Consider the following 25,359-nt stretch of genomic DNA (forward strand, 5'->3'; position numbering starts at 1 on the left):
TAGTCCGGATAATCATTTAAATACACTGCTTCTGGAGTAAAGAGAACCTTTTATTTCGAAATTAACCCTGCCTTTTATGTTCCTTAGTGCTTTGTTTGCTATGTTAATAACAAATATCTATCATTAATTAGCATCATAAATCACTTTCAAATCCGTAAAGAAATCTTTTGCTGTACTGCCAATAGAATAAGGTCCTATTGCTGAATGTTTTAAACCTCCAAATGGTACATGGGATTCACTGATAGTACCATTATTCAAATGAATCATACCTGCTTCTACCTGGTTAACAAATAGATCCTGATATGATTTATTTTGAGTAAAACAAGCTGCTGCAAGCCCATAATCACTGTCATTGCATATTTCTAGTGCTTCGTTGAAGCTATTTGCTGTCAATACGACAAGTACAGGTCCAAAAATTTCTTCTTTCGCTATTCTTGAATTAGGCTTAACATCAGCGAAAATGGTAGGTTCAAAGAAATATCCTTTTGTTCCCTGATCTGAGGCTTTTCCGCCGGCTATTAATGTGGCCCCTTCCCTCAAACCAATTTGAACATACTTTTGTGTAGTTTCTAATTGATCTTTAGATACTAAAGGTCCCAATGTAGTTTGTTTGTCTAAACCATCACCAATAATATATGCTTCAGTTTTTTCCTTTAAGGCTGCTACTACGCGATCTCTATCTTGCTTGTTAACGATTATTCGGCTAATAGAAGTACATCTTTGCCCTGTAGCAGCAAAAGCAGCGGGAACTATTTGATTAATGGCCTTTTCTATATCCGGGTACTCATAAATAATGGCTGCGTTTTTCCCACCCATTTCCAGTTGAACATGGATCAAACGTTTTGATGCTTGTTCATAGATGTTTGATCCCACCCCTGTTGAACCAGTAAATGTAACTCCTCGAACCTTTGGATGATTGACTAGTTGGTTTCCAACATTTCTTCCTGAACCAATTATTAAGTTTAATACACCCTCTGGCAGTCCTGCCTGTTCAAATAATTCAGCTATCTTATATCCCATTCCTACCGTTACACTTGCTGGCTTAAAGACAACCGTATTCCCAGCAACTAATGCCGGCGCAATTTTTCGTAAAGGTGTTACCAATGGGAAATTCCATGGTGAAATAGCAGCGATTACCCCCTTAGGAACCCTAATCGTACGAATGTTTACATTCTCACGCTCACTAGGTAAAGTCTCTCCTATTAACCTTGATGCTTCCCCAGCTGTGAAACGAACCTCGCTAATAGTTTTATTTACTTCTCCTAAAGATTCACTAAATGGTTTACCTTGTTCTTTTGTCAATAAATCTGCTACCTCATCTTTTTGTGATTCTAAAATTTCGGCAAAGCGATAAAGGTATTTACCACGATTAATAGGAGACATTTTAGACCAGGATTTGAATGCTTCTTGAGCAGCATCAACAGCATTGTTTGCATCCTCTTCCGTAGAATTTGGAGCTATCCAAATAATTTCCTTAATATTCGCTGGATTTTCCCTTTTGTAAGTCTGGTTATTTGAAGATGGAACCCATTTGCCGCCAATATAGTTTTTTACCGTAATAGGAGAACTCTTAACAACTACCATTTTTACACCCCTTATTTAATAGAATTGATGATGGAAACTAAATCTTTAACAGAAACTTTTTTAGGATTTGCATTTGTCATGCCACTATCAAACGCTTCCTGTGCTACCACTTGAATTTCTTCCTCTGATAATTCAATGTTGATATCTTTCAGTCTCGTAGGAATCTCTAAATCTGAAATTAACTCTTCTACAGCTTTCACTGATTTTTCAGCAGCACTTCGAAGGCTTAAGTCATGAACATTTTCTCCGAGCAAAGCAGCGATATTTTTAAACTTTTCAAAGTCAGAACTTAAATTATATTTCATAACTACTGGTAACATTATAGAATTGGCTAAACCGTGGGCGATTTTGTATCGGCCACCAAGTGGATGGGATAAAGCATGAACAGCCGCAATCCTCCCCCAAATAAAGGCAATCCCTGCAATGGTGCTTGCCAGCATCATATTAGATGCAGCTTCCAAATTGGATCGATCTGCAACAAATGGCCTTAACCATTTACCAATCAGCTCAATGGCATGTAAGCCTAAAGCTTCTGTAATTGGCTGCGCCTGATTAGATGTATAAGATTCAATGGCATGGCTTAATGCATCCATTCCCGTAATCGCGGAAGATCCTTTTGGCAAAGTGGTAAGTAAGCGAGGGTCCAATATTGCCACTTTTGGATGTAAATGTTCACTAACAATCCCCATTTTGTATTTCCTTTTTTCATCCTTTAATACAGTTGCGTGGGTAACTTCGGATCCAGTGCCCGCCGTTGTAGGGATGGCAATAATATCTGGTCCACGGTTTGGAATTTGATTCTTCCCTTCAAACAGACTTAAATCACCTGGATTTGCTACAGCTACAGAAACCCCTTTCGCTGTATCAATCGAGCTTCCACCACCTAATCCAATAAGGGCGTCACAATTTTTCATTATGAAGAGCTCTTCCACTTTTTTTACCACCCTTAAAGTCGGATCAGGTTCTACTTCAGTAAATAATTCATAATTAACTTCCCCACTCTTAAGAACGGATTCTAAACGATCAAGAGTACCTGAATCAACAATTCCTTTATCCGTACAAACAAGTATTTTTTGATAGTTATATTTTTTAATAATGCTAGGTAATTCCTGAATACGGTCAACCCCAAAATGGATCTGTGTATGCAACCCAAATTCAAACGAGTCTGTTAATAAATTCATAAGTATCCCCCTAGTAACTAAATTTTTTATGATCAATATTTTTCGACGGTTTGAGTTTATGACTTGCTATATGAGTATAAAGTAACCGTTTTCAAAATTAATTTTAGTTCTTATCCAATTTAATCTGAGAAGTGAAATCACCCATATTTGTATTTTCTTTAATATTAAAATTTACATGTGTGATGTGTTAAATACCCGAATCAATTATTTAATTTCTCTTACACGTATCCACTCCTTTAAGATATTTTCATTATTATAGATTATCGATAATCTATAATAAAGATAGCAATTTCCTTTTAAATTGTCAAAATAATTTAAAAATTATTTTAAATAAAAATTACCAAATGAAAAAACTTCACTTCGATACAATCAACTTTTTCCTTTACTTCCTCTAATTATTATTATAAATAGTTTACTGTTAATTATCGATAATATATAATCGCTATAATACATTTAAATGCGAATCCAAAACTTCCTCTAAATACTATAGATGATTAAAAATAATTAAAGAATAAAGGAGTGTTATTTCTATGGAAAAAAAAGTTACAAATTATTCGTTGCCTGATCAAGTATGTGATCTTTTAAAAGAATCAATTATTAAAGGAGAATTAAAACCTGGAGATCGAATTATAGAAATGGAAATAGCAAAATCTTATAATGTTAGTCAAGCTCCAGTTCGAGAAGCTCTTTCACGTCTTAGAAAAGAAGGTTTCGTCATTCACCATCGTCATAAAGGAACTTTTGTATCCAACTTCTCTAAAAAGAACATTGATGAAATTTATAGCTTCCGTGAAGCAATAGAGCCCTTAGCTATAGCAAGAGCTATACAAAAAATAAAAGAAGTAGATTTAAAAGAACTTAGTGATTTATATCAAGAAATGCTTAAAGCAGGTAAAAATGGTGACCTTGAGAAAGTTAGAGAAATAGATGTTGCTTTTCATAGCTATATTTATAAACTAGCGGATCATGATTATATGTACCAGGTATGGGAAGATTTAAGTGCGGTATCGAATCGAATCTGGTATATAACAAGCAAAATTTATTTTGATAATTTAGATGAAATTGCAAAACTTCATAAGCCTATATTAGATGCTTTATATAAACGTGACGTAGAAGGATGTATTAAAGCATTTAATATTCATACACATTATGTGTGGGAAAAAATAACTAATGAGTAAAATATTAGTCGGTTAAAGCGACATTGACACAATGATTTCTGTAGGTAAATATATGAATATGACTTCGGATAAAAACTAGTCAACAGTGTGTTTCGATATCATCGTTGCACACATTGACCTAGTTTTTTCTATATAATCATTACACTTTTTCTGGGGTGCACTAATAACTATTACCCGCTATTAGAGAAATTAAAAAAACGTTATTTACTGACTAAATATTTGCGATAACACGACCACGTATTTTACTTTTAAGTATCCGGTAATATGATAACCCTTCTAAAGTAACTTTTCTGTGTAAAAAACCAAAGACATTTGCAGTCTCAAGTCAGTAGCTAAGCTACCAACTAAATCAAAAAGACCTCCACCGTGAACGCTGCTAGAAAGTTTTCTTTTTAATTCTTTCTAGCAGGAGTTTCTTTATCTTCACTCATTTGAACACTCCCTGTATATTAAACAATTATTCCTATTAGATTTTACCAAAAAAACCATATTTCTTGTGGAGTTATCCTGCCCCTTTAGTTCCATAAGATAGTTTTTTCAGTTCTTTCTTTGTTCATCTTTAATGTTAGAAAAGAAGTCTTATTAGAATACTCACTTTAAATGATAGCAGTTAGCTTATATCCCTTTGAGTCGGTTACTAAGTAAAAAAATCGAGAAATTTATTCAATAATCCATAATTCTGAGTATAGTTAAAGCAGTAATCAATGAATCGTAATCATAAATTCTATTGCGTGTCTTACGCTTACAAAAATTCATCGCGAACTCAACATTCCCGTTTTCAAGAGCATTTCTTTGGGCATTGTTAGCTGTTTTTGGAACATTAAACTTCTCACTCTGTCATTAAAATTATGCTCTCTTTCTTTCATAGATTAGAGGTGTTGAAAAAAGTGGAGATAAAAAAATTAGTTGTTAAACAAATTAAGAAAGGCAAATTTTAAACGGTTAAATTTGAATTAAACCGAGATAATAACATCACTAAAAATTGGGCTACAATAGCAAGTGAAGGTAATAAATATATCTTTAATAGTGTGATTTACAAGATTGATCCGGAGAAAGCTGTGTTTTCTAATAAAACGGTAAAATCACTTGACCCAGAGTTCTATTACAATGCGTCTTTGACAGAAGAGGTATTTAATTTAATATTAAAATCTCAAGATTTTACACAGTACCGAGAAATATACAATATAAAATTCGATTTAAAGAAAGTATATGACAGTATGCAAATAACAGAGCGAGAGAAGAACCTTAAAAATCTTATTAAAGTAGCATTAGAAAGAGATGAATACATTGGTGCGATTTGCAATGCTGGGGAATATTATATCCCAAATGGATCCTGGTTGGCATATTGAATCCTTTCTACCTAATGGTGATGAGTATAATGATTATTTAAAATACATTGGTTTTGATAAAGAGACTGAAACCATAAAACATTTAAACTTGGCCATAGAGCGTTTAAATAAAGTTTCAAACAACGTTTACGCGGTAAAAATTGAAAGTTTTCTTGAAACTAAAGTTACCAATACAGGAGTAGAAGAAAAGTTTGGTTCTTTGTTCGGCTGGGGAATTACATGAAGACACAATCTTTTATGATGAAATTTTCTATACGGAAACGATAACTAGACTTGCAACAGAAATGTTGGAGAATAATGAAGAAGAAATTATTGAAGCTGCTTTACTGGGGAATCCAGATGTATTGAATGAAAATATAAGTGAATATTACATTGGTGTCATTTATGATGATGAATCTTATTTTGTAGATAAAATGTATGATTTTGCGCTCAACAAAGCATCCTATCTAGCAAAATTAAAACTAGATTTCTCCTCATATCTAGATCTTAACACGATAGCTAAGAAGGTTCGACCTAAAAAACCACGGCTTTAAATACGCAGGTACATTTAGGATTACCTGCTAGAAGAGCCGATGTTCATCTGCGCATAAATTACCTAACAACAGTAAAAAAAGCATTGCTAACAGCACAGCTTTTTTTAATACTTGATATTAAAGCCAACACCAACAACAAAGATTGATAATTCTAGACTCCCCTCTACTTCAAGTTATTGAAATTCCATATCTTCTTAGCTATGCCCGCAAGATACACGCTCCTTATATTTATTTCTTCGAAGGTCCATTTGTCTTCTTGGTAAATTTCTTTGGTTAACATTATGATGGATTGCTCTTATTTTTTTTCTTTTCAAGAAAAGGATAATTAGATGCAGTAATGTTTAATTCGCTTCCAAGCAGCGTAAGGTTCCCAATTCGATTCGAACATTGAATATTCAGAAGCTCTTGTTCCTATTTCTTTTTTTCAATAATTACTAATGACTTTATTTCTTTTCCTTAGTAATTCCCTTGGCATAATATGTATGTTCGATATGAACATCACTCCGACCACTTATCTTTTTTTCTCTGGTGTTGTTTGTTAGTGCATTTTCTATCATTTCTAGGATATATTTCTTTTGTGCTGACCTTGTAAAATCCCGGTTCTGGAAGTTTAAATAAAATTCAGTATCAGATGGGGTCCTCCTAAGATAATCAACTATATAAGAAACTTGCATTTCTTTATTAAACGATTTTAAAGCCAAATGATTGTAAATTTTATCTATGTCTCGTGTTTTTTTTAAATGATAACGACTTTGATTGCAACAAATAAGGTGACATTGTCAAAAAATAAGTAAAAAGCTTTTTTCTTTTAAAATTTATAACTCAGTGCAATTAAGTTCAGATGTTCAAATAGATAAAGTTTTAAGTGCATCCAAATATAGGTTTCAAACATTTAGTAATAGCGAAACTAAAAACCAATTTAGGCTTTATTAAAAAGCAAAAAATAAACAACCAATCATCCTTGGTTGTTTATTCTCTATACGTAAGTCCAATGACCTATCTGTGTTTTTTAATACATCAGCTTTAATTTCATGTGTTGAACAGTATGATTTACCTGTTATTCTTCCTTGCCTGCTGCCATATTCATGTTCGCTTCTACATTCTCCTGGCTGATGGTGGTAAATGGTAAATTTCGTTTTCCTGAGAAATTCTCAAGCAGGTCTTTGACATCAATTCCCGAGGATGCCTTTAATGACTCCTGCAAGGATGCCATTAAATCCGTTGCATATCCAGTCACTTTATTAGCTCCGCCATTTTTACCGCTTCCACCTGTATCCACTACAGTGATCTTGTCGATATTACTAAGCGGGCTTGCCACTTGTTTTGCATACTCCGGCAGCATTTTCAAAATCATGTCCATTACGGCCGCTTGCCCGAACTGTTCAAAAGCTTCAGCGATTTTCTGCTTGGCTTCTGCCTCTGCTACCCCTTTTAACCTGATGATTTCCGCTTCAGACGTACCTTGTGCCCTTTGTGCGTCCGCTTTAGCCAGACCGTCCATACGAACACGTTCCGCTTCCGCTTTCGCCATGGCTTCAATTTTATACTTATCGGCATCCGCTTCTGTAATCTGTTTCATCTTGTTGGCTGAGGCTGCCTGCTCTACCGCATAACGGTCGGCATCGGCCTTTTTCTTCACTTCTGAATCATATTGCTTTTCACGGCGTAGGATTTCTTTTTCCTCCAGCTCAATTTGCTTCTGACGTTCAATGATCCTGATTTGCATTTCCTGTTCTGTTACATCCTGTTTGGATCTGGCCGTTTCAAGATCGTAAGCTTGGTCAGCCCGTGCTTTGGCAATATCCTGCTCACGCCGGAATTCCGCAACCTTTAGCTTGTTGATTTTTTCGGCTTCTGCTATTTCGGTTGCCCTTTCAAGCTCGGCACGCTGGGCTTCCTTCGAAGCTTCGGCTCGCTTGATTCGCGTTTCTTTCTCTGCCTCGGCGGTCGCTATATCGGCATCCCTTTTCACCTGGGCAATCCTTGGCTTTCCGAGCGATTCAAGATATCCATTTTTATCCCGAACATCTTTAATCGTGAACGATACGATGATCAGTCCCATTTTAGCTAGATCCTGAGAGGCTACCCTCTGTACTTCCTGGGAAAACTTTTCACGGTTTTTATAAATTTCCTCGACTGTCATCGAACCAAGGATGGAACGAAGATGTCCCTCCAAGACTTCCCGCGCTTCCTGTTCACGGTCATCTTTTGATTTACCAAGAAATTGCTCTGCCGCTGTGGCGATATCGGTGATTGAACTGCCAATCTTGATTATCGATACACCATCTGCCATGACAGGAACTCCCTGTTCCGTATATACTTCAGGCGTTGAAACCTCAAGCTTGCTTGATAACAAGCTTAGTGGTTCCGCTTGCTGGAACACCGGGAGAACGAATGCACCACCGCCGCGGACGATTTTAATTTTATTTCCTGATTCGTCGATGTGAACATTTTTGCTTCCTAAATAGCTTCCGGTCACGATCAATGCTTCATCAGGACCAGCAGTACGGTATTTCGTAATAAAGACAGCAATAAGTGCGATAAGTAAAAATGCAACAATGGCGACAACAATCCAAATCAAATCAAACATAACTTACCTCCTACCCTTTTTTAATCCTGGTGGGGCATAACATAGACAACCCCATTTTTAACTTCGATGATCAAGACCTTTGAATCCGAAACAATACCTTCATTCTTATAACTTGCCGCAGTTTTCGCGATGCTTCCGCTGATGCTTTCAATCAGGACTTCCCCAAACCCGTCAACCGGGATTGATGTCAGAACCCTGCCGACCCTCCCTCTCAGGTCATTATCATGAAATGTCAAACTTTCTTCCGCTGATGAGATGGGAATCAAAACAAATACATTCAGTAAAGTGACGATAATTAATGAAATGATCAGGGAAATGCCGGCACTCAATCCAGCATTAAGTCCTGAAAGCGATTCAAACAAAAACCCACTCGCAAAAAACACGGTGAAAAAGCTAAAAATGAGAGTTGGATTAAATATATCCGGTAATTCAAGGCCGGAAAATATATCATTAAACAAAATAAATAAGAATGTTAGCCCCCCGAATATAATTAATCCATATAAATAGACTGTTTCTAACGGAACCCCAAATAACTCCATCTTTTTCATCCTTTAGTTTCGATTTTTCCAAGCCGCTTACTACTTTAAGGACCTGGGATAAGCGTTTTACCAACAATGATAATATCTGGTTATAATACCCTCCAATTACTTTGCTTACCATTCATACGAATGACGCATTCAAAAAGTTTCATTTATTTTAAAAGACCATTATTGAAATAAAATTCATAATACCATTGACAGTGTTTACTTAACATATTAAAATTCTTTATATGTTAACTCGTTACATAACTAGGTTTACATTAGGGGGAAGCACGATGAAGGAACGTCATGAGAAGTTAAGAATGATGATGGTTACAGCTTTATTTGCAGCACTTATAGGAATACTTGCCCAAATTACAATTCCACTGCCCATAGTACCGATTACAGGACAGACTCTAGCTGTTGGATTGGCAGCTACGATACTCGGTTCACGTTATGGAACCTCTTCCGTTTTATTATATTTGTTCATTGGAGCAGCGGGTGTTCCAGTATTCGCTGAAATGTCAGGAGGGCTAGCTAAAATATTCGGTCCGACTGGCGGTTATTTATTATCCTATATCCCGACAGTATATATAACGGGTTTGATATTGGAAAAAACGCGTTTCTCAGTTGCAATGGCTTTCCTTGCAAATACAATCGGGATGATAGTTACTTTGGTCATCGGTACGGTTTGGTTAAAATATATGAGTTCATTATCTTGGCCAGTGGCATTTGCCAGCGGTTTTGCTCCATTTATAATCGTAGGCGTTTTAAAGGCATTCCTTGCATCTTGGCTTGGCATTACAATCCGTTCAAGGTTAGCGTCGGCTAATATGCTGCCAAAAAAAAATGCACCACTTTCCCAATGATGGGTAAATGAAAGAGAGGGTACCGCTAGTGGTACCCTCTCTTTCATCTATATTCAAAATTCCGGAACTCTGCATAAAAAAAAGACTCTTAAAAAGAATCTTTTTTACAAGTATTTATTGCGGTCCTATCCCCATAAGTCCGAATATGAATAGCAAATGTATATTATCCCCTTTGCTAACCGTAATCATTTTACTATAGTAACAGTAATTTGACAACTATTGAGGACACAATGAACATGCTACCATTTTATTACACAAGGAAGAATATAGTAACGGATTTGGTTACTTATTATTCACTTTATATTCTTTTTTCGTACCATCTTCGAAAACGACCTCTAGATCGAATTCTTGATAGTCATCTTTCAAATTAAAAGCTTTTGTCACTTCTTGAATGACTTCCTCATCTGATGAATCTTTGGTGAATGTCAATTTTTCTAAAATCGGTGTCAATTCTTTCATTGCTTCATCACCGTGAACTTCATGTTTGTTAAGTTTGTCCTCGATCGAAGCTTCTGTTTGGGCTCCCATGGTATCATATTCAGCTTCGTATTCGTTATCATTGCCTGTATAATCCACTTCTAATTGAAAATCCTTATAAGTGAAAGGCAGTTTTTCATTATTATCCGTTCCTGTTTCAGGGTTATTTTCCGCTTGATTTTCATTTTCCTGAACTGGCGGGTTTTTCACTTCATCGTTTTCTTCGCCGCATCCAGCCAAAACAAGCATAGCCGCAAACGGGACCGATAATATTTTGATTGATCTTCTCATTAGTTTTTTCCTCCTTTAGTTTGTATACGTTATTAATTTCCTAATAGGGGGCATTTAAAACCTCAAGAATCTCTCAGATACATCATATCAACGAAGTTATCATAGTGGAAGGATATAAAACAATACCGCAAAAAAGTGTGTGACAGACCCCCCAAGCACGAATACATGCCAAACCGCATGATGAAACGGAAAACCGCGCCAAACATAAAAGATGGCTCCAAACGTATAAAGCAATCCCCCTGCAATCAATAACTGGATACCAGCTGAAGGCATCGTTGCTGTAAGTGGTCCCCAAACGATAACGATCATCCACCCCATCGCAATATAGAGAATCGTCGAAAGGAAGAGGAATCTTTTCACATAGAAAGCTTTGAAGACGACGCCTATGATTGCAACTCCCCAAATTATACCTAGCAGTGTCCAGCCGAGTGACCCTTGGATCACAAGAAGCATGATGGGCGTGTATGTCCCGGCAATGAATATATATATGGCTGAATGATCAAAGATTTCAAATATATCCTTCGTTTTGCCCTCTTGAAAACTATGCACTAAAGTGGAAGAAACATATAAAAGAAGCATGGAAACACCATAAATGACTGAAATGACTACATGCCAAGGCGATCCTGTTTGGGCTGAGAATATGATTAAAAACACAAGGGCGGCAATACTTAACAAAACGCCGATACCGTGGGTTATCGCATTGACCACTTCTTCTTTTTTTGTATAAACATGTGTATTAGCCATGTTACAGCTCCTTAATTCCGGCTTAATTTTTTTGTATTCACCTAAAGTATACACCAGTTCTTCCAAGCAATATAGAAAAGTGAATATTAACTTGATTAATACCCACTAATTAGATTATCATCTAATTAGATGATAATCTAATTAGAAAAGGGGGATAAAAGTGCAATTAGAAAAATTGGTCGCTTTCCACAAAACGATTGGTGATGTAACCAGGATCAGGATTATATCCATCCTTGCAAATGGCCCGAAACACGGACAGGCACTTGCGGGAATATTGAAATTGACGGCACCGACCATATCACACCATTTAACGAAATTGAAGGACATTAATTTAGTGAAGGATCGCAGGGAAAAAAATACGGTATATTATTTTTTGAATGAAGATGTACTGAAGCATTATTCGTCAGCATTACCTAAAATGGTTTCAAATAAGGGGGACTCTAATAATATGGATAATCAAAAGCTGAATTTAGAACATAAAAAGATCCTTGAAAACTTCTATACGCCAGATGGCCGACTAAAAACAATACCAGCACAAAGGAAAAAGAAAATGATCATCCTTCATCATATTGGCAGCCTTCTGGAAAAGGGACGTAAGTATCCAGAAAAAGAACTGAATGAATTCATACAGTCATTCCATGATGATTATGCAACGATAAGGCGTGAACTCATTATCGGAAGAATCATGTACCGTGAAAACAGCATTTATGAGCTGAATCCCCGCGAGATGTGGGCTGACATCGTTTAACGGAAGGATTCTAAATTAAAAACCGGCCTCCCATTTGGAAAGCCGGTTCTTGAGATGCAGTTTATATGGCAAAATGGTGACCGCCAATTATTTTGATTACATCTAATTGTTTCATCCATTCGCTGTCCGAAATGCTAGGATTCCAAAAATACAATGCATCATTTGTATAGCCATGAATCGCCAATGCTTCATTGACAGCTTTCTTGGCGTCATCTCCTGCTGGTTTATTTATACTGCCATCACCAACAGGCGAGAATTGGTTTTTTTGATATATGACTTCCCGTACCGTATCAGGAAATTCATCGCTATCAAGGCGATTCAAAACAACTCCTGCCACCTCGACCTTACCTCTGTATGGCTCCCCTTTAGCTTCTGCATGCACAAGCCTTGCTAATAATTCTTTATCTTTTTCATTCATTACATGTGGAATAATCAATGTTTTACCGGGCTCGGCAACATTATTTACATTATTATTGACTTCTTTCAACTTACCGATTGGAACACCGTGCTGCTTCGCAATATCCCATATCGATTCACCTTGTTTAATGACATGTTTGGTTGCTCCATCCGAAGCTTTACTGGTCGTTCCCTTAGGAAAAGCTATCCCAAGTATGATGACACTTAGAGTCATTATCACAGTTATTATAACTGATAATTTCATCCTGTAACCTCCTCGTTAAGCATCTTCCTAGGATAACAGACCATATGGGAGAAAACAGTGCTAAATTTTTTCCAAGGAAATGAAGGAAAAATTTTCACGGGTCTATTAACTTCGAAATTTTAATGATTTCCATTCTTCCCGTAGCATTCCCATTCTGATTGAATCGTAATAATAACCATCATGATAACGGCATTTTCTCATCCTTCCCTCTACTTGCATGCCCACCTTTTCTCCAACTGCGATCATACGTTCATTACCTGACCACGTCGTCAGACCAACCCGCTCAATCTCCATTTTTTCGAATAAATAGCCTATGTATAACATTAACGCTTCTGTTCCATAACCGCCGTTCCAATACTCGGGCTCAAAAATCGTAATTCCGATTTCAAGCCAGCGTGAAGGTTCATGTTCCCAGTAATATACAACAGAGCCTATTATTTGATCGTTTTTTTCCATTAATAACTCGGAGTAAGCCCCCATTTTCTCATCATAGGTTTTATGCTTCAGTTCTTTATCGATATACGTTTGGAAATCAATGAGTTCTAGAGGATAATAAGGTGCATCCCACTTTTTCCATACTGGATCGGCTTCTCCATATTTCAGGCTCCATAAACGTTTTAAATCGGCTTGTTTAACATTCCTCAATATTACTTTGCTTCCTTCAATCCAAACATCATCCAATCCGCTTCCTCCCACTTCATCCTTGCCATACCTTCCATTTTACCGGTCGACACATAATTTTATAAAATATTGCCTTTCTCTGGGACCATCGAATTCACAAAAATATACACCCTGCCATGTACCAAGGATTAAACTCCCTTTATGGATAATCACCTGCTGTGAAGAACCAACCGTACTTGATTTCAAATGGGCAGCCGTGTTTCCTTCCATATGTAAATCCAATGTATGGTTCCATGGGTATTGCTCATCCAGTCTTCTTAGCATATCCTTTTTGACATCGGGATCAGCATTTTCATTAATCGTGATTCCTGCTGTCGTATGTGGACAATATATAAGAGCTATCCCCTCTTGAACCCCATTTTCATTAATGAAGGCCTGTACTTCTGTCGTTACATCAATCATATCATCCCTTTTCGTCGTTTTTAAGGTATTTTTCTTCAGCATGTACGTTCACTCCCTTTTGTCAATTTAATACTCCTTTACCCATAAACATAACATTCATGCTTTAAAAAACCAGTCGATATTAAGATTAGCAAACCTTATTATAATTATTTTGTTTTAATATTGGATCTATAAGGAATGAGGGAGGTGAGAATGGTTTGAATCCGGATCGATCAATTGAGGACTGCGCGAAAAATCCCATCCAGCTCTTGTAGTTGAGAATAAGATAGGCTATAGGCTTCTAGCCACATTTAATAATTAATCATATATCTTTTAAAGTGACGGAAGGTTTCCTGAAGCGAACCGCATTTTTGTATCACCCTTTCGGCAACCGGATTGAAGTTTTGGATTGGATATAAGAAAAGCGGACCCGGTGTAAATGGGTGCGCTTTCAGACTGAAGACAAACTCGACGAAAATCAAGTTTGTCTTCAGTTTTTTTGTTTTAGGCTATGTTAATTTTCATTGTTAATTTACAATTGAAATAACAGCTAATCGAATAAAATGAATTTATCCTCTTGTGTAAGTTGCCGTATAGCATTAGTTCTCACCCAATTCTAACTCCTTTATGCTCATGCCTTCCGTGGTTAATCGGAATAGACCGAACATTACTGGATTAGCTTGCACCCACCCTTCTCGGACTAACTCTTTAAGAGTCTGTTTTATACATGATAGGGTTCCCCATTCTTTCGGAAGACGGCCAGAAATTTGAATCGGTGTCTGCCAATCAGTGGTTAATGATAGCAACAAGATTCGTTGTTTTGGGGTCAAGTCCATACATACTACCTCCCAGTTTTTAGGTCACCATTATTAATGGTACGTTCTTAATGACTGAAAAGTTTCGTTAATCGGTAATAAACAGCTATCTACAATGATTTTTCTTATAGATAAATTATCACTTCAATATTGTGAAACCCCAATTAGCCAAAGCTCGATCGGCACTAAATTGACATCGGACAATACGCTTGCTAGATGCTTGAATGGCTTTTTCTTCGTATGTAAAAAAGCAAAGGATTGGATCCTTGCCGTTTTAAATCAGATGGAACAGAACGTGTTAAAGGACTCTACCACATCCAGAATCCGAAAAATTATCACAGGCATATAAAAGGTTGTGATAATTTTTCAATGGTGTAGCAACAAAATTCATCGATAATTATTAGAGTTGGTTTTATTTTTTAGGTATAGTGAAACATCTATCCTAAGGAAGCACGTGCCATCAAGGACACATTCAAGAAGAAATAAATCAAGATCGTAAAAACAGTGTAAAGAAGTCCTTTCCACCAGATAAGTTTATCAAGAAAGAAGACAGGGAGATTAAAGAAAGTTCAACTGATCCTGAGAGTAGCTACTATGTGCAAGAGAACAAAAAAGTTTGCCTATTCGTTTCATGCGGCAGTAGAAAATACGCATGATAGTCATCTTAGATCCTCTATTAATAACTGCTTCCATCCAATAAAATTAAAAAAGGTTCCGGAATGATGCCATTCCGAAACCTTTTTGTCTACAAACTGAATGCGGATCCACTGTACTTGGACCCGCTTTCTTTCAGTTTTTTTATATCCGTTTCTTTTTCCAGAATCCCAATATTAAAGCGGTAATAAGGGCTCCTATTAAAATCGCCAGCAAATAGCGGAAAGGATGGTTGACTAGAGGGATGACAAATATTCCCCCATGTGGCGCTGGCAAAGTTACACCAAAAGCCATTGACAGGGCTCCTGCCGTCGCTGCCCCAATAACACTGCTGACGATAACGCGCAATGGATCCGCCGCCGCAAAAGGAATGGCACCCTCTGTGATGAATGAAGCACCCATGAAGTAATTAGTGAATCCGGACTTCCTTTCCATTTCACTGAATTTACTTTTAAAGAATGTTGTTGCAAATGCGATTCCCAGGGGAGGAACCATTCCGCCAGCCATTACTGCAGCATGCGGTCCGAAACTTGATGCCTCAATAGCTGCAATCCCAAAGGTGAATGCTGCTTTATTTAAAGGTCCGCCCATATCCACAGCCATCATACCCCCAAGAATCAGGCCCAGGAATATTGCGTTCGTTCCGGATAAGCCCTGAAGCCAATTGGTCAGGCCCGTGTTAATTGCTGTTACTGGTTCATTTATAAGAAATATCATGATAAACCCTGTAATTAACATTCCGAAAACAGGATAGAGTAAAACCGGTTTAATGCCATCGAGTGTTTGCGGTAACTTGGAAAACAATTTTCTTAAAAGTAATACGACATAACCTGCAAGGAAACCGGCGATCAGTCCTCCAAGAAAACCGGCATTGGCCTGTGCTGCCAATAATCCCCCTACCATACCAGGAGCAAAACCTGGACGGTCGGCAATACTTGAAGCAATGAATCCAGCCAGGACAGGGATAAGCAAGAAGAAAGCACCATTTCCACCGCCAATATCACTTAATGCTTTGGCAATCGGATTATACTCCGGATTTGCCGGATCGGCTGCCTCTATCCCGAAAAAGAAAGAAAGCGCAATCAGGATTCCGCCCCCGACGACAAATGGAAGCATATTACTTACGCCATTCATTAAGTGCTTGTAGATCCCCAATCCTCCTTTAGCTGAATCACCTTCATCAGTTTTATCATTTCCAGTTCCTTTGTAAACAGGTGCATCCTGATTCACGGCTCTGGTTAACAGCTCCTCGGTCTTCCGGATTCCATGGGCAACAGGCACAATAATGACATGTTTTCCATTAAAACGATCCATTTCCACCTGCTTATCCGCTGCGACGATAATTGCATCCGCCTCATCAATCTCGGCGGCGGTTAAACCATTTTTGATTCCTGTGGAACCATTTGTTTCCACTTTGAAATCGATTCCCATTTCCTTCGCTTTGGCCTTTAACGCATCGGCAGCCATATAAGTATGGGCAATTCCTGTTGGACATGCTGTAACGGCAAGGATTTTACCTCCTTTATCGTTACCACTGGCATCATTACTTGATTGCTCCTCTTCCCTTTCTTCTTCATAAGCCTCCATTTCTTTTTGATTGATTATCTCCAACACTTCCTCACCGGAAGAAGCAGAAATCAAGCGGGCTCTGAATTTATCATCCATCAGTAACGAAGAAAGCCGGGAAAGGGTTTCCAAGTGATCTGCATTCGCTCCTTCACTTGCTGCAATCATAAAGAACAAATGAGCTGGCTGCCCATCAAGCGATTCATAATCCACACCACTGACCGATTTGCCGAAACAGATGGCTGGTACCCTTACAGCATTTGTTTTTGCGTGCGGTATGGCTATCCCCTCACCAATCCCTGTTGTGCTTTGCTCTTCACGTTTTAAGATGGCAGCTTTGAAACCCTCCACATCGTTTAACCTGTTTGCCTCGGCCAACTTTCCTGATAGTTCATCAATGACTGCTTGCTTTGTAACACTTTGCAAATCTATTATGATTGTATCCAATTTTAACAAGTCTGTAATTTTCATAGAGTCAGCCTCCTGTTAGTTGATTGATGGCAATTTGCGGTAATAACTCTTCAATTTTATCCAGTGTACCGAGATCGGATGAAAAGGCTGTAGCACTTCCTGCGGCAAGACTGAAGCGGAAAGCGGATAAAATATCCCCAGTCCTTTCATATGTCCCGATGAAACCTGCGACCATGGAATCACCGGCACCCACTGAGTTGATGACGTTCCCTTTTGGTACATTTGCGGAATATGACTCTCCACCGGTGCAAAGCACGGCCCCCTGTCCCGCCATTGAAACAATAACATTTTGTGCTCCTGCTTCAACCAATTTAGTGCCATATTCTCTAGCATCATCAACAGTCCTTATTTCTGTGGAAAAAAGCTCACCCAGTTCATGGTGATTCGGCTTTATTAAAAATGGCCGGTGTGGAAGGACATTCAGTAATCCCTTGCCACTCGTATCCACCACCACTTTAATGCCGTTATCGGAACATGACCTTGCCATGGCTTCGTATACATCCGATGGAACGCTTGGAGGGATGCTTCCTGACAAAATGAGGATATCATTATTATTCAACTGTTCAATTTGGCTAAATAATTGTTGATAATTCCCTTTTGAAATGACTGGCCCTTGGCTATTAATTTCGGTCTCCAGCCCTGTCTTTAATTTGATGTTTATTCTTGTATCTCCAGCTATCTCTGTAAAGTCCGTGAAAATCTCTTCCTGTCTTAAAAACCTTTTTACAAATTCACCTGTTTGTCCACCGATGAATCCTAAAGCAGTCGTACTATTGCCCAGCCTTTTAAGCACTCGGGAAACATTGATCCCTTTCCCTCCAGGGAATTTTGCATCATAACTGGTTCGATTCACCTTGCCCATTTGAAAACTTTCCACCTCGACAAGGTAATCGATGGATGGGTTGAGTGTCACTGTATAAATCATTAAATGGTCACGACCTTTACCTTTGGATTTTTATCGAGTTGAGCAACAGCCTCTTCATCATTGCTGTCAGTAAGGATTATGGCATCGCTTACATCTGCCACCTTAGCGAAAGTAGCTTCATTCAGTTTTGAACTGTCAGCAAGCACATAAGTTTCGTTAGAGAGGCGTAACGCCATCTTCTTCAGTAGGGCTTCTTCCGGATCGGGTGTTGTGAAACCCAGATCTTGATGGATGCCGTTCATTCCCAAGAAACATTTATCAAAACGGTATTCATTCAAAAACTGTACAGCATTACTTCCTATAACCGCATTTGTCGAAAATTTAATCATTCCGCCAACTAACACTGTTTTGATTTCCAATTCGATGAGTTTTGGAATATGCATAAGACCATTTGTCAGCACCGTTATATTTTTATCCTTTAAATAAGGAATCATTTCCGCAGTTGTCGTGCCTGCATCAAGATATATACAATCATTTTTCTCTATGAATGAAGCCGCCAGCCTTGCTATAAGTTGTTTTTCAGCTCTTGCTTTGTTTTGTTTTTCAATAGTTGTTGGTTCAAGGCCTTTTCTTTGAAGTAAAGAGGCCCCGCCATGCACACGCTTCAAGAGCTTCATTTCTTCGAGTTGCACTAAATCTCTCCGAATGGTCGACTCCGAGGCTTGTAGCTGATCTACAAGCTCCTGCAGCTTTACCGTTCCATGTTCTTTAAGGATCGATAAGATGAACTGGTGCCTTTCAGTTGTCAACAATTCGCCCACCTCACTTTAATATCATCATCATATATGAAAACGAAGGAATAATCAATCACAAACGTTTAAAAATACTCAAATTCATTCAAAAATACCTTCAAAAACATTCAACTTCAATTGAGAAAACCTTTCTTGAACCCCATTATCTCTTTTTCTATGAAAATATCCTTTCAGTTCTTCAAACAAAAAACCCCCATGTCATGATGACAGGGGGGTTTCTTATTATTTTATTAGCCTTGAAGTAAAAGTTGTTCTGGATCTTCCAGCATATCTTTGATAGCCACTAAGAAACCAACAGCTTCTTTTCCGTCTACGATACGGTGATCATAAGATAATGCAAGGTACATCATTGGTCTGTTTTCGATTTGATCTCCAACAGCGATTGGACGAGTCTTTATTGTATGCATGCCCAAGATCCCAACTTGAGGGGCATTCAAGATTGGTGTTGATAATAGGGAACCGAAAGTCCCTCCATTTGTGATGGTAAAAGTACCACCTGATAAATCTGAAAGTCCCAGTTTGTTGTTACGCGCTTTAACAGCTAAATCGGAAATGTTCTTCTCGATTTCAGCAAAGCTTTTGCGGTCAGCATCCCTTACTACCGGAACAACAAGACCTTCATCTGTGGATACAGCTACACCGATATCATAAAAGTTCTTTTTCAGGATATGGTCGCCTTGGATTTCAGCATTCAATAGCGGATATTTTTTCAATGCGCCAATGACCGCTTTAGTGAAGAATGACATGAAACCAAGTTTAACGTCATTTGTTTTCACGAAAGAATCCTTATGGCGGTTACGCAATTCCATGACTGCAGAAAGATCGACTTCGTTAAAAGTAGTAAGCATGGCTGCTTCGGATTGTACTTGAACTAGACGTTTGGCAATGGTTTGACGACGGCGTGTCATCTTAACCACTTCAATGCGGTCATCATTCACTTCAACAGGAGCGGCTGCTTGTTTAGCTGCAGGAGCTTGTTTTGGAGCTGCCGCAGGTGCTGTAGGAGCTGCAGGAGCATTACTTGCTGCTTCTACGTCTTGTACACGTACACGACCTAGTGGGTCGGCTACAGGCACTTGAGTCAAGTCAATTCCTTTTTCACGAGCCAATTTCCTTGCAGCTGGTGAAGCAATAACTTGTTGAGTGGATGATGCTTCTTTCGCTTCTGCTTTAGGAGCCTCTTTAGCAGGAACCGCTTGTTCAGCCTTAGCTGGTTCTGCTTTAGCTTCTTCAACCTTAGGAGCTTCCGCTTTTGGAGCTGCTGCAGCTGATCCATTTTCATCAACGATGGCGATAGCCTGTCCGACTTGGACAGTATCGCCTTCTTCTGCTAAATGTTCCGAAAGTGTACCAGTATAATCTGAAATGATTTCCACGTTGACTTTATCCGTTTCAAGTTCAAGGACATATTCTCCTTTTTCAACGTGATCACCGGGTTGTTTTAACCATTGCGCAATAGATCCTTCAGAAATTGATTCTGCTAATTCAGGTACTTTTACTTCAGCCATTTTATTTCTCCCCCTCATTATTGCGTGTAATTGCTTGAGTCATAATCCGTTGTTGTTCATTTTTATGGACAAGTGGATCTCCCTCAGCCGGGCTTGATCTGCGCTTCCTTCCTATATATGTTACTGAAAGATTGCCAGGAGCCGCTGCATTTAGGCGAGGTTCAACAAATGTCCAAGCACCCATGTTTTTAGGTTCTTCTTGAGCCCAGAAGATTTCTTTAAGATTTGTATATTTTTTCAGGGCTTCTTGAACTCCAGTGAATGGGAATGGATAAATTTCTTCGATACTGATGATTTGCAACCAATCCGTATTTTTTTCAGTTGCCGCTTTTTCACGAAGTTCAACCGCCAATTTACCTGAAGCAAAAACAATGCGTTCAACCGATTTAGGTTTTTTGCCCAATGCTTTGGTTTCTACGAAGGATTCAAATGCGCCTTCACTGAATTCTTCTGCTGTAGAAGCCATCACTTGATTACGGAGCATACTCTTCGGTGTCATGATGACTAGCGGACGTACTTGCTCTTGATCCAAAATCTTAGCTTGTCTTCTAAGGATATGGAAGTATTGAGCTGCCGAACTTAAGTTGGCAACTGTCCAGTTGTTTTCAGCTGCTAATTGAAGGAAGCGTTCCAGTCGTGCACTTGAGTGCTCTGGTCCTTGTCCTTCATAACCGTGTGGAAGCAGCATGACAAGACCTGATTTTTGACCCCATTTTGCACGGCCTGCCGCGATGAATTGATCAAAGATCACTTGTGCTGTATTAGCGAAGTCACCGAATTGCCCTTCCCATAATACAAGTGTCTCAGGTGCAAATACATTATAACCATATTCATAAGCCAGAACTGCCGTTTCAGTAAGCGGGCTGTTATGAACAGCGAATGATGCTTTGGCAGTTTCAAGTGTGTGAAGTGGTGAATATGTTTTGCCATTAACACTATCATGTAACATGATATTACGTTGTGCGAATGTTCCACGCTCTGAATCTTGTCCTGTCAAACGGATTGGTGTGCCGTCACTCAATATGGATGCAAATGCCAATGTCTCGGCATGAGCCCAATCAATTTTTCCGTCAGCACCAAAGGAATCCAAGCGACGTGATAAAATCTTTCCTAATTTTTTATTAGGAGTGAATCCTTCCGGCCACTTAACAAGTTCTTCGTTAATTGTAACAAGTTCTTGTTTCGGAACTGCCGTTTCAATCGCTGGAAGTCCTTTTTCAATAATCCCAGGAGGATTACACTCTTTAGAAGCTTCCGGTTTATTTCCGGAAATTTTCGCATATGCATCTGCAAGCCTTGTATCCACTTGCTCAGCAATCGCTTTAACTTCGGCTTCAGTGAACTCGCCAGTTTCAATAAGTTTTTTCCCATAAAGCTCTTTAACGGTTGGGTGCTTATGAATTAATGCATACATTTCAGGTTGAGTCACCAATGGCTCATCCATTTCGTTATGGCCGAAACGTCTGTAACCGATCAGGTCGATCAAGAAATCCTTGTTGTATTTTTCACGGTATAGGTTAGCAAGGTTCACAGCAGCCATACATGCTTCTGGATCATCTGCATTCACATGCACGATCGGCACTTCAAAGCCTTTTGCCAAATCACTAGCATATAAAGTTGAACGTGAATCTTCACTTTCCGTTGTAAAACCGATCATGTTATTGGCAATGATATGGATGGCGCCGCCAACTTGATAACCGCGTAAACGGCTTAAGTTAAACGTTTCAGGTACAATTCCTTCACCTGGGAATGCTGCATCACCATGAATCAGGATTGCAAGGGATTTGGAAATGTCCTGAACAGGGAATCCTTTTTCTGAACGGTCTTCTTGAGCCGCACGAGAATACCCTTCCACGATTGGACCGACCACTTCCAAGTGACTTGGGTTATTGGCAAGTGTAATCCTTGCTTTTTGTATATTAGCTTTAGTAATCTGTTTATCCAGACCTAAATGGTATTTAACATCACCGGTCCATCCATTGTTAATGCCTGTTGAACCTTCGGAAGGAACCAAATCTTTATTAGGTGAATGTTGGAATTCAGAGAAAATGACCTCATATGGCTTTCCTAATACATGTGCAAGCACATTCAAACGTCCACGGTGAGCCATGGCAATATTCACATTCCCCGTTCCGTTTTGAACAGTTTGTGAAATCATTTCATCTAAGATCGGAACCAAAGCATCCAGGCCTTCAATAGAGAAACGTTTTTGCCCTACATATGTGCGGTGAAGGAATTTCTCGAAGCCTTCTACTTCATTCAATCGTTTAAGTAATAGTTCTCTTTTCTCTTTTCCCACTTCCGGGAACATGTTTCCGGATTCGACCATATCAGTAAGCCATTGCTTTTCATCCAAGTCATTAACATGATGAAATTCAAAGGCTATCGTTTTTGTATAGAGTTGTTTTAGGTATTGTACGGCTTCGTATCCGTCTTTAACGTCTTCAGGTGATTCCGGACAAATTAAGTCAGCCGGTATTTTCCTTAAATCATCTGCAGTCAAACCATATTTTTCAAAGTGAATTTGTTCAGTGTCCAGAGCTTCTTCTTTTAAAGGATAAATATTTGCAGCAAGATGTCCGTATGCACGGATATTTTCAGCTAAATTAACTGCAGACATAATTTTCTTCATTGGAAGAACTTCTCTAGTTTGTACAGTTGATGCACTTACAGTCGTTGTTTCTGCCGATACATCGAATGAAGGAGGACCTGCTACTTCAAAAAAGTTTTTCAGTTCCGGATCCACTTCTTCCGGGTTGGCTAGAAATAAATCGTATTGCTCCATGACATACCCAAGGTTTGGACCCGAAAAAGCTTTCCAGTGGTCTAATACCTTAGAATCATTGATGGTCATTTTGTAAACCCCCAAATTTTTCTCATAATTTTTTTCATTACGTTTTATCCATCCCCAAATTTCTTTCTTCTAAATTCTCCCCAAATATATGATATATATAAGATATATAATAAATAACTTTGGTTATTGAATAATAAAATTTTAAAGGATAAAACGTTTTCAGATGTTATATTAACATGTTTTTGTCGAAATATCCAAAGGTTAAACCACTTTATGCAACCTTTTTTCAACTATATTTCTGCTTAATTCGTCAAAAATCGCTTTTAACTGTCTTTTTTGCTCATTTAAGTCTTTTTTTCGCTAAAAAAAGAATTTTGTATTTTTGTATAATGATTATTTTTCAGGTAAATTTAACTAGTTTGAAAACCCTTTCACCTCAATCAAACTTCCAAGCTGTTAAACTTAGATTGCCATATTGAAAGCTTCTGTGCAGAAGAGCCGCTTTTTTATTGTCATCTCCTGAGCCCATTGCGATGACCAATGGAATGAAATGCTCTTTGGAAGGCACAGCCTCTGTACTGTAAGGGGCGATTTTTTCATAATTGAACAAAGATTGCAAATCCCATTTCATGATATTCTCTTCGACCCAGTTCTCAAACTCGATTGCCCATCCTTCTGCAACATGCATATCTTTCTGAATTTGGGTGAAATTATGGACAATTCCACCGCTTCCTATGATTAGGACATTACTTTCCTTTAATTCTCTCAATGCTTTCCCAATTTCATACTGCTTGTCCAATGGCAGCGCAGGACTGATGGACATGGATACGGTCGGGATGTCAGCTTCGGGATACATGATATGCAAAAGCCCCCATGCTCCATGATCCAGGGGGCGCCTTTCATCAAGTTCCCCCAATACACCTATCTTGGACAATAAGGTTAAAATTCGATCTGAAAGCTCAAGGCATCCCCTGGCAGGATAAGTTATTTGAAATATTTCTTCAGGATATCCTGCAAAATCATAAATGACTTCATGCTTCCCTACTGCAGAAATCATTTGATCTTCATTTTCCCAATGTGCTGACAAAATAACGATGGCAGCAGGTTTCTTCATAGCTTGCATATAATCCTTCAAAAAAGAAGTGTAGCTATTCTTTTCCAAAGCTAATAGCGGTGTTCCATGTGATAAAAACAATGATGGCATCATAGAAACGATAAATCCTTTCACAATGTAATCTCTATATCCTATACCTTAATTTACTATAGATAAACAATGTGTTCATCAATTAAATTGCATTTTTGGGGTTGTCTCATCAATAGTATCAAAGGTATACCCTTCTTTTTTTAGGAATTCAATTATATCAGGCAATGCTTTCACTGTATTTTTCATACTATTGATATCATGCAATAAGATATTAACATGCTTTTGATCTTTCGTCCCTTTTTGTACAGCAGTAATGATTTGTCGTTCACTTATTGACGGACTGAAGCCATCTGTCGAGTCAATGGACCAATCAAAGTATATATACCCTTTGTCCTTTAGTTGTTGAAGGATTCCATTGATGATGGGTTTAGTGGCAGCCTGATGCCGCAGACGATTATTCGAGCCGCCAGGAAGGCGCACAATTCTGCTTTTTAACCCATACTCCTTTTGCAGCATGGTTTCAAGTCTATTCAAGTCTTGAAAGAAACCCTCAGTCGATCGATAAATGATGGAATAATCATGTGTATATGAATGAAGGGCAATCGAATGACCGCGGGAAATCATTTCCTGATAGCATTCCTTTGCGTATGGCTCTTCGTTGCCTTTAACGAAAAATGTGGCTTTAACATGATAGCGGTCCAAAATATCCAATATCTTGATGGTATTCAAAGATGGTCCGTCATCGAAAGTCAAATAGGCGATTTTCTGATTTTCCTTACTTTTTAGGAGTGGTGTCATCTCTTCAGGTACCATTGCATGTACTTGAACGTTTTGCACAGCCATAAGGAACAAAATAATAATGAAAGAACCCGCCATGGAAAGAAATAAATTAAGCTTATTCTTCATAGGTGTTGCATCCCCTTCCTTTTGACCATTAAGATGTGC

General features: G+C 38.4%; 23 protein-coding genes and 2 pseudogenes. 7 read left to right on the forward strand and 18 right to left on the reverse strand.

The genetic code is table 11. The features are described 5' to 3' along the window. Positions 1 to 123 precede the first annotated feature (123 nt). Together ACIROD_RS02315 and ACIROD_RS02320 are read right to left on the reverse strand one after the other, a co-directional pair. A complete protein-coding gene (locus tag ACIROD_RS02315) occupies positions 124 to 1,584 on the reverse strand; it encodes an aldehyde dehydrogenase family protein (RefSeq protein ID WP_402937563.1) in 1,461 nt (486 codons plus the stop codon). 11 nt (positions 1,585 to 1,595) lie between these two features. Next, entirely contained in the window at positions 1,596 to 2,765 is a 1,170-nt protein-coding gene (locus tag ACIROD_RS02320) for an iron-containing alcohol dehydrogenase (protein WP_402937566.1), read from the reverse strand. Positions 2,766 to 3,295: 530 nt separating this feature from the next. Between ACIROD_RS02320 and ACIROD_RS02325 the strand changes: the two genes are divergently transcribed. The 3 genes from ACIROD_RS02325 to ACIROD_RS02335 all read left to right on the forward strand — a co-directional run bounded on the left by ACIROD_RS02325 (position 3,296) and on the right by ACIROD_RS02335 (position 5,825). Further along, complete coding sequence (locus ACIROD_RS02325) at positions 3,296 to 3,943, forward strand: GntR family transcriptional regulator (protein WP_230163210.1); 648 nt, start codon at positions 3,296 to 3,298, stop codon at positions 3,941 to 3,943. 1,287 nt (positions 3,944 to 5,230) lie between these two features. Then, complete coding sequence (locus tag ACIROD_RS02330) at positions 5,231 to 5,515, forward strand: hypothetical protein (protein WP_402937570.1); 285 nt, start codon at positions 5,231 to 5,233, stop codon at positions 5,513 to 5,515. Further along, the gene (locus ACIROD_RS02335; protein WP_402937573.1) at positions 5,484 to 5,825 is read left to right on the forward strand and encodes a hypothetical protein; all 342 of its coding nucleotides are present in this window, start codon (positions 5,484 to 5,486) and stop codon (positions 5,823 to 5,825) included. Before ACIROD_RS02330 ends, ACIROD_RS02335 begins: the two co-directional genes overlap by 32 nt. Before the next feature lie 279 nt (positions 5,826 to 6,104). On the opposite strand, the gene ACIROD_RS02340 is transcribed toward ACIROD_RS02335, so the two are convergent. The 3 genes from ACIROD_RS02340 to ACIROD_RS02350 form a co-directional block, all read right to left on the reverse strand. Then, positions 6,105 to 6,224, reverse strand: a complete 120-nt coding sequence (locus tag ACIROD_RS02340; protein ID WP_402940071.1) for a GmrSD restriction endonuclease domain-containing protein — start codon at positions 6,222 to 6,224, stop codon at positions 6,105 to 6,107. A gap of 658 nt (positions 6,225 to 6,882) precedes the next feature. Continuing rightward, positions 6,883 to 8,415: a flotillin lipid rafts scaffold protein FloT gene (locus ACIROD_RS02345; RefSeq protein WP_402937576.1), complete on the reverse strand. Its 1,533-nt coding sequence runs from the start codon at positions 8,413 to 8,415 to the stop codon at positions 6,883 to 6,885. 20 nt (positions 8,416 to 8,435) lie between these two features. Further along, entirely contained in the window at positions 8,436 to 8,954 is a 519-nt protein-coding gene (locus ACIROD_RS02350) for an NfeD family membrane protein (RefSeq protein WP_101225196.1), read from the reverse strand. A gap of 275 nt (positions 8,955 to 9,229) precedes the next feature. Between ACIROD_RS02350 and ACIROD_RS02355 the strand changes: the two genes are divergently transcribed. Beyond that, complete coding sequence (locus ACIROD_RS02355) at positions 9,230 to 9,802, forward strand: biotin transporter BioY (protein ID WP_230175713.1); 573 nt, start codon at positions 9,230 to 9,232, stop codon at positions 9,800 to 9,802. Between the two features lie 282 nt (positions 9,803 to 10,084). Here the strand turns inward: ACIROD_RS02355 and ACIROD_RS02360 are convergent, their stop codons facing one another. Beyond that, on the reverse strand, positions 10,085 to 10,570 hold the full coding sequence (locus ACIROD_RS02360) for a YusW family protein (RefSeq protein WP_101225197.1): 486 nt from the start codon (positions 10,568 to 10,570) through the stop codon (positions 10,085 to 10,087). 99 nt (positions 10,571 to 10,669) lie between these two features. Continuing rightward, on the reverse strand, positions 10,670 to 11,314 hold the full coding sequence (gene trhA, locus ACIROD_RS02365) for a PAQR family membrane homeostasis protein TrhA (RefSeq protein ID WP_402937580.1): 645 nt from the start codon (positions 11,312 to 11,314) through the stop codon (positions 10,670 to 10,672). Between the two features lie 160 nt (positions 11,315 to 11,474). On the opposite strand from trhA, the gene ACIROD_RS02370 reads away from it, so the two are divergent. Continuing rightward, positions 11,475 to 12,062 (forward strand): DUF2087 domain-containing protein, encoded by a 588-nt coding sequence (locus tag ACIROD_RS02370; protein ID WP_402937583.1) that lies wholly within the window; start codon positions 11,475 to 11,477, stop codon positions 12,060 to 12,062. Positions 12,063 to 12,123: 61 nt separating this feature from the next. Here the strand turns inward: ACIROD_RS02370 and ACIROD_RS02375 are convergent, their stop codons facing one another. The 4 genes from ACIROD_RS02375 to ACIROD_RS02390 all read right to left on the reverse strand — a co-directional run bounded on the left by ACIROD_RS02375 (position 12,124) and on the right by ACIROD_RS02390 (position 14,621). Beyond that, positions 12,124 to 12,723 (reverse strand): cell wall hydrolase, encoded by a 600-nt coding sequence (locus tag ACIROD_RS02375; RefSeq protein WP_402937586.1) that lies wholly within the window; start codon positions 12,721 to 12,723, stop codon positions 12,124 to 12,126. A gap of 105 nt (positions 12,724 to 12,828) precedes the next feature. After that, positions 12,829 to 13,404, reverse strand: a complete 576-nt coding sequence (locus ACIROD_RS02380) for a GNAT family N-acetyltransferase (protein WP_402937589.1) — start codon at positions 13,402 to 13,404, stop codon at positions 12,829 to 12,831. Between the two features lie 39 nt (positions 13,405 to 13,443). Beyond that, positions 13,444 to 13,848, reverse strand: a complete 405-nt coding sequence (locus ACIROD_RS02385) for a secondary thiamine-phosphate synthase enzyme YjbQ (RefSeq protein WP_402937592.1) — start codon at positions 13,846 to 13,848, stop codon at positions 13,444 to 13,446. A 536-nt stretch (positions 13,849 to 14,384) separates the two neighbouring features. Further along, positions 14,385 to 14,621: a hypothetical protein gene (locus ACIROD_RS02390; protein ID WP_402937595.1), complete on the reverse strand. Its 237-nt coding sequence runs from the start codon at positions 14,619 to 14,621 to the stop codon at positions 14,385 to 14,387. A gap of 128 nt (positions 14,622 to 14,749) precedes the next feature. Here ACIROD_RS02390 and ACIROD_RS02395 point away from each other — a divergent pair. Together ACIROD_RS02395 and ACIROD_RS02400 are read left to right on the forward strand one after the other, a co-directional pair. Then, a pseudogene (locus ACIROD_RS02395) lies at positions 14,750 to 15,001 on the forward strand (IS1595 family transposase); the annotation flags it as partial. A 57-nt stretch (positions 15,002 to 15,058) separates the two neighbouring features. Next, a pseudogene (locus tag ACIROD_RS02400) lies at positions 15,059 to 15,266 on the forward strand (IS5/IS1182 family transposase); the annotation flags it as partial. A 132-nt stretch (positions 15,267 to 15,398) separates the two neighbouring features. Here ACIROD_RS02400 and ACIROD_RS02405 read toward each other — a convergent pair. The 7 genes from ACIROD_RS02405 to ACIROD_RS02435 all read right to left on the reverse strand — a co-directional run bounded on the left by ACIROD_RS02405 (position 15,399) and on the right by ACIROD_RS02435 (position 25,320). After that, entirely contained in the window at positions 15,399 to 17,291 is a 1,893-nt protein-coding gene (locus tag ACIROD_RS02405; protein ID WP_402937598.1) for a PTS fructose transporter subunit IIABC, read from the reverse strand. 4 nt (positions 17,292 to 17,295) lie between these two features. Then, a complete protein-coding gene (gene pfkB / locus ACIROD_RS02410) occupies positions 17,296 to 18,216 on the reverse strand; it encodes a 1-phosphofructokinase (protein ID WP_230175707.1) in 921 nt (306 codons plus the stop codon). Further along, positions 18,216 to 18,968, reverse strand: coding sequence for a DeoR/GlpR family DNA-binding transcription regulator (locus tag ACIROD_RS02415; RefSeq protein WP_402937601.1), 753 nt, complete (start codon positions 18,966 to 18,968; stop codon positions 18,216 to 18,218). Before ACIROD_RS02415 ends, pfkB begins: the two co-directional genes overlap by 1 nt. Positions 18,969 to 19,198: 230 nt before the next feature. Then, on the reverse strand, positions 19,199 to 20,476 hold the full coding sequence (gene odhB / locus ACIROD_RS02420; RefSeq protein WP_402937603.1) for a 2-oxoglutarate dehydrogenase complex dihydrolipoyllysine-residue succinyltransferase: 1,278 nt from the start codon (positions 20,474 to 20,476) through the stop codon (positions 19,199 to 19,201). Between the two features lies 1 nt (position 20,477). Beyond that, positions 20,478 to 23,330 (reverse strand): 2-oxoglutarate dehydrogenase E1 component, encoded by a 2,853-nt coding sequence (locus ACIROD_RS02425; protein WP_402937606.1) that lies wholly within the window; start codon positions 23,328 to 23,330, stop codon positions 20,478 to 20,480. Positions 23,331 to 23,706: 376 nt separating this feature from the next. Then, entirely contained in the window at positions 23,707 to 24,477 is a 771-nt protein-coding gene (locus ACIROD_RS02430) for a dioxygenase family protein (protein WP_402937609.1), read from the reverse strand. 75 nt (positions 24,478 to 24,552) lie between these two features. Next, on the reverse strand, positions 24,553 to 25,320 hold the full coding sequence (locus tag ACIROD_RS02435) for a polysaccharide deacetylase family protein (protein ID WP_101225210.1): 768 nt from the start codon (positions 25,318 to 25,320) through the stop codon (positions 24,553 to 24,555). Positions 25,321 to 25,359: the final 39 nt, after the last annotated feature.

The sequence above is a fragment of the Peribacillus sp. NPDC101481 genome, assembly GCF_044767165.1.
Taxonomy (GTDB): domain Bacteria; phylum Bacillota; class Bacilli; order Bacillales; family DSM-1321; genus Peribacillus.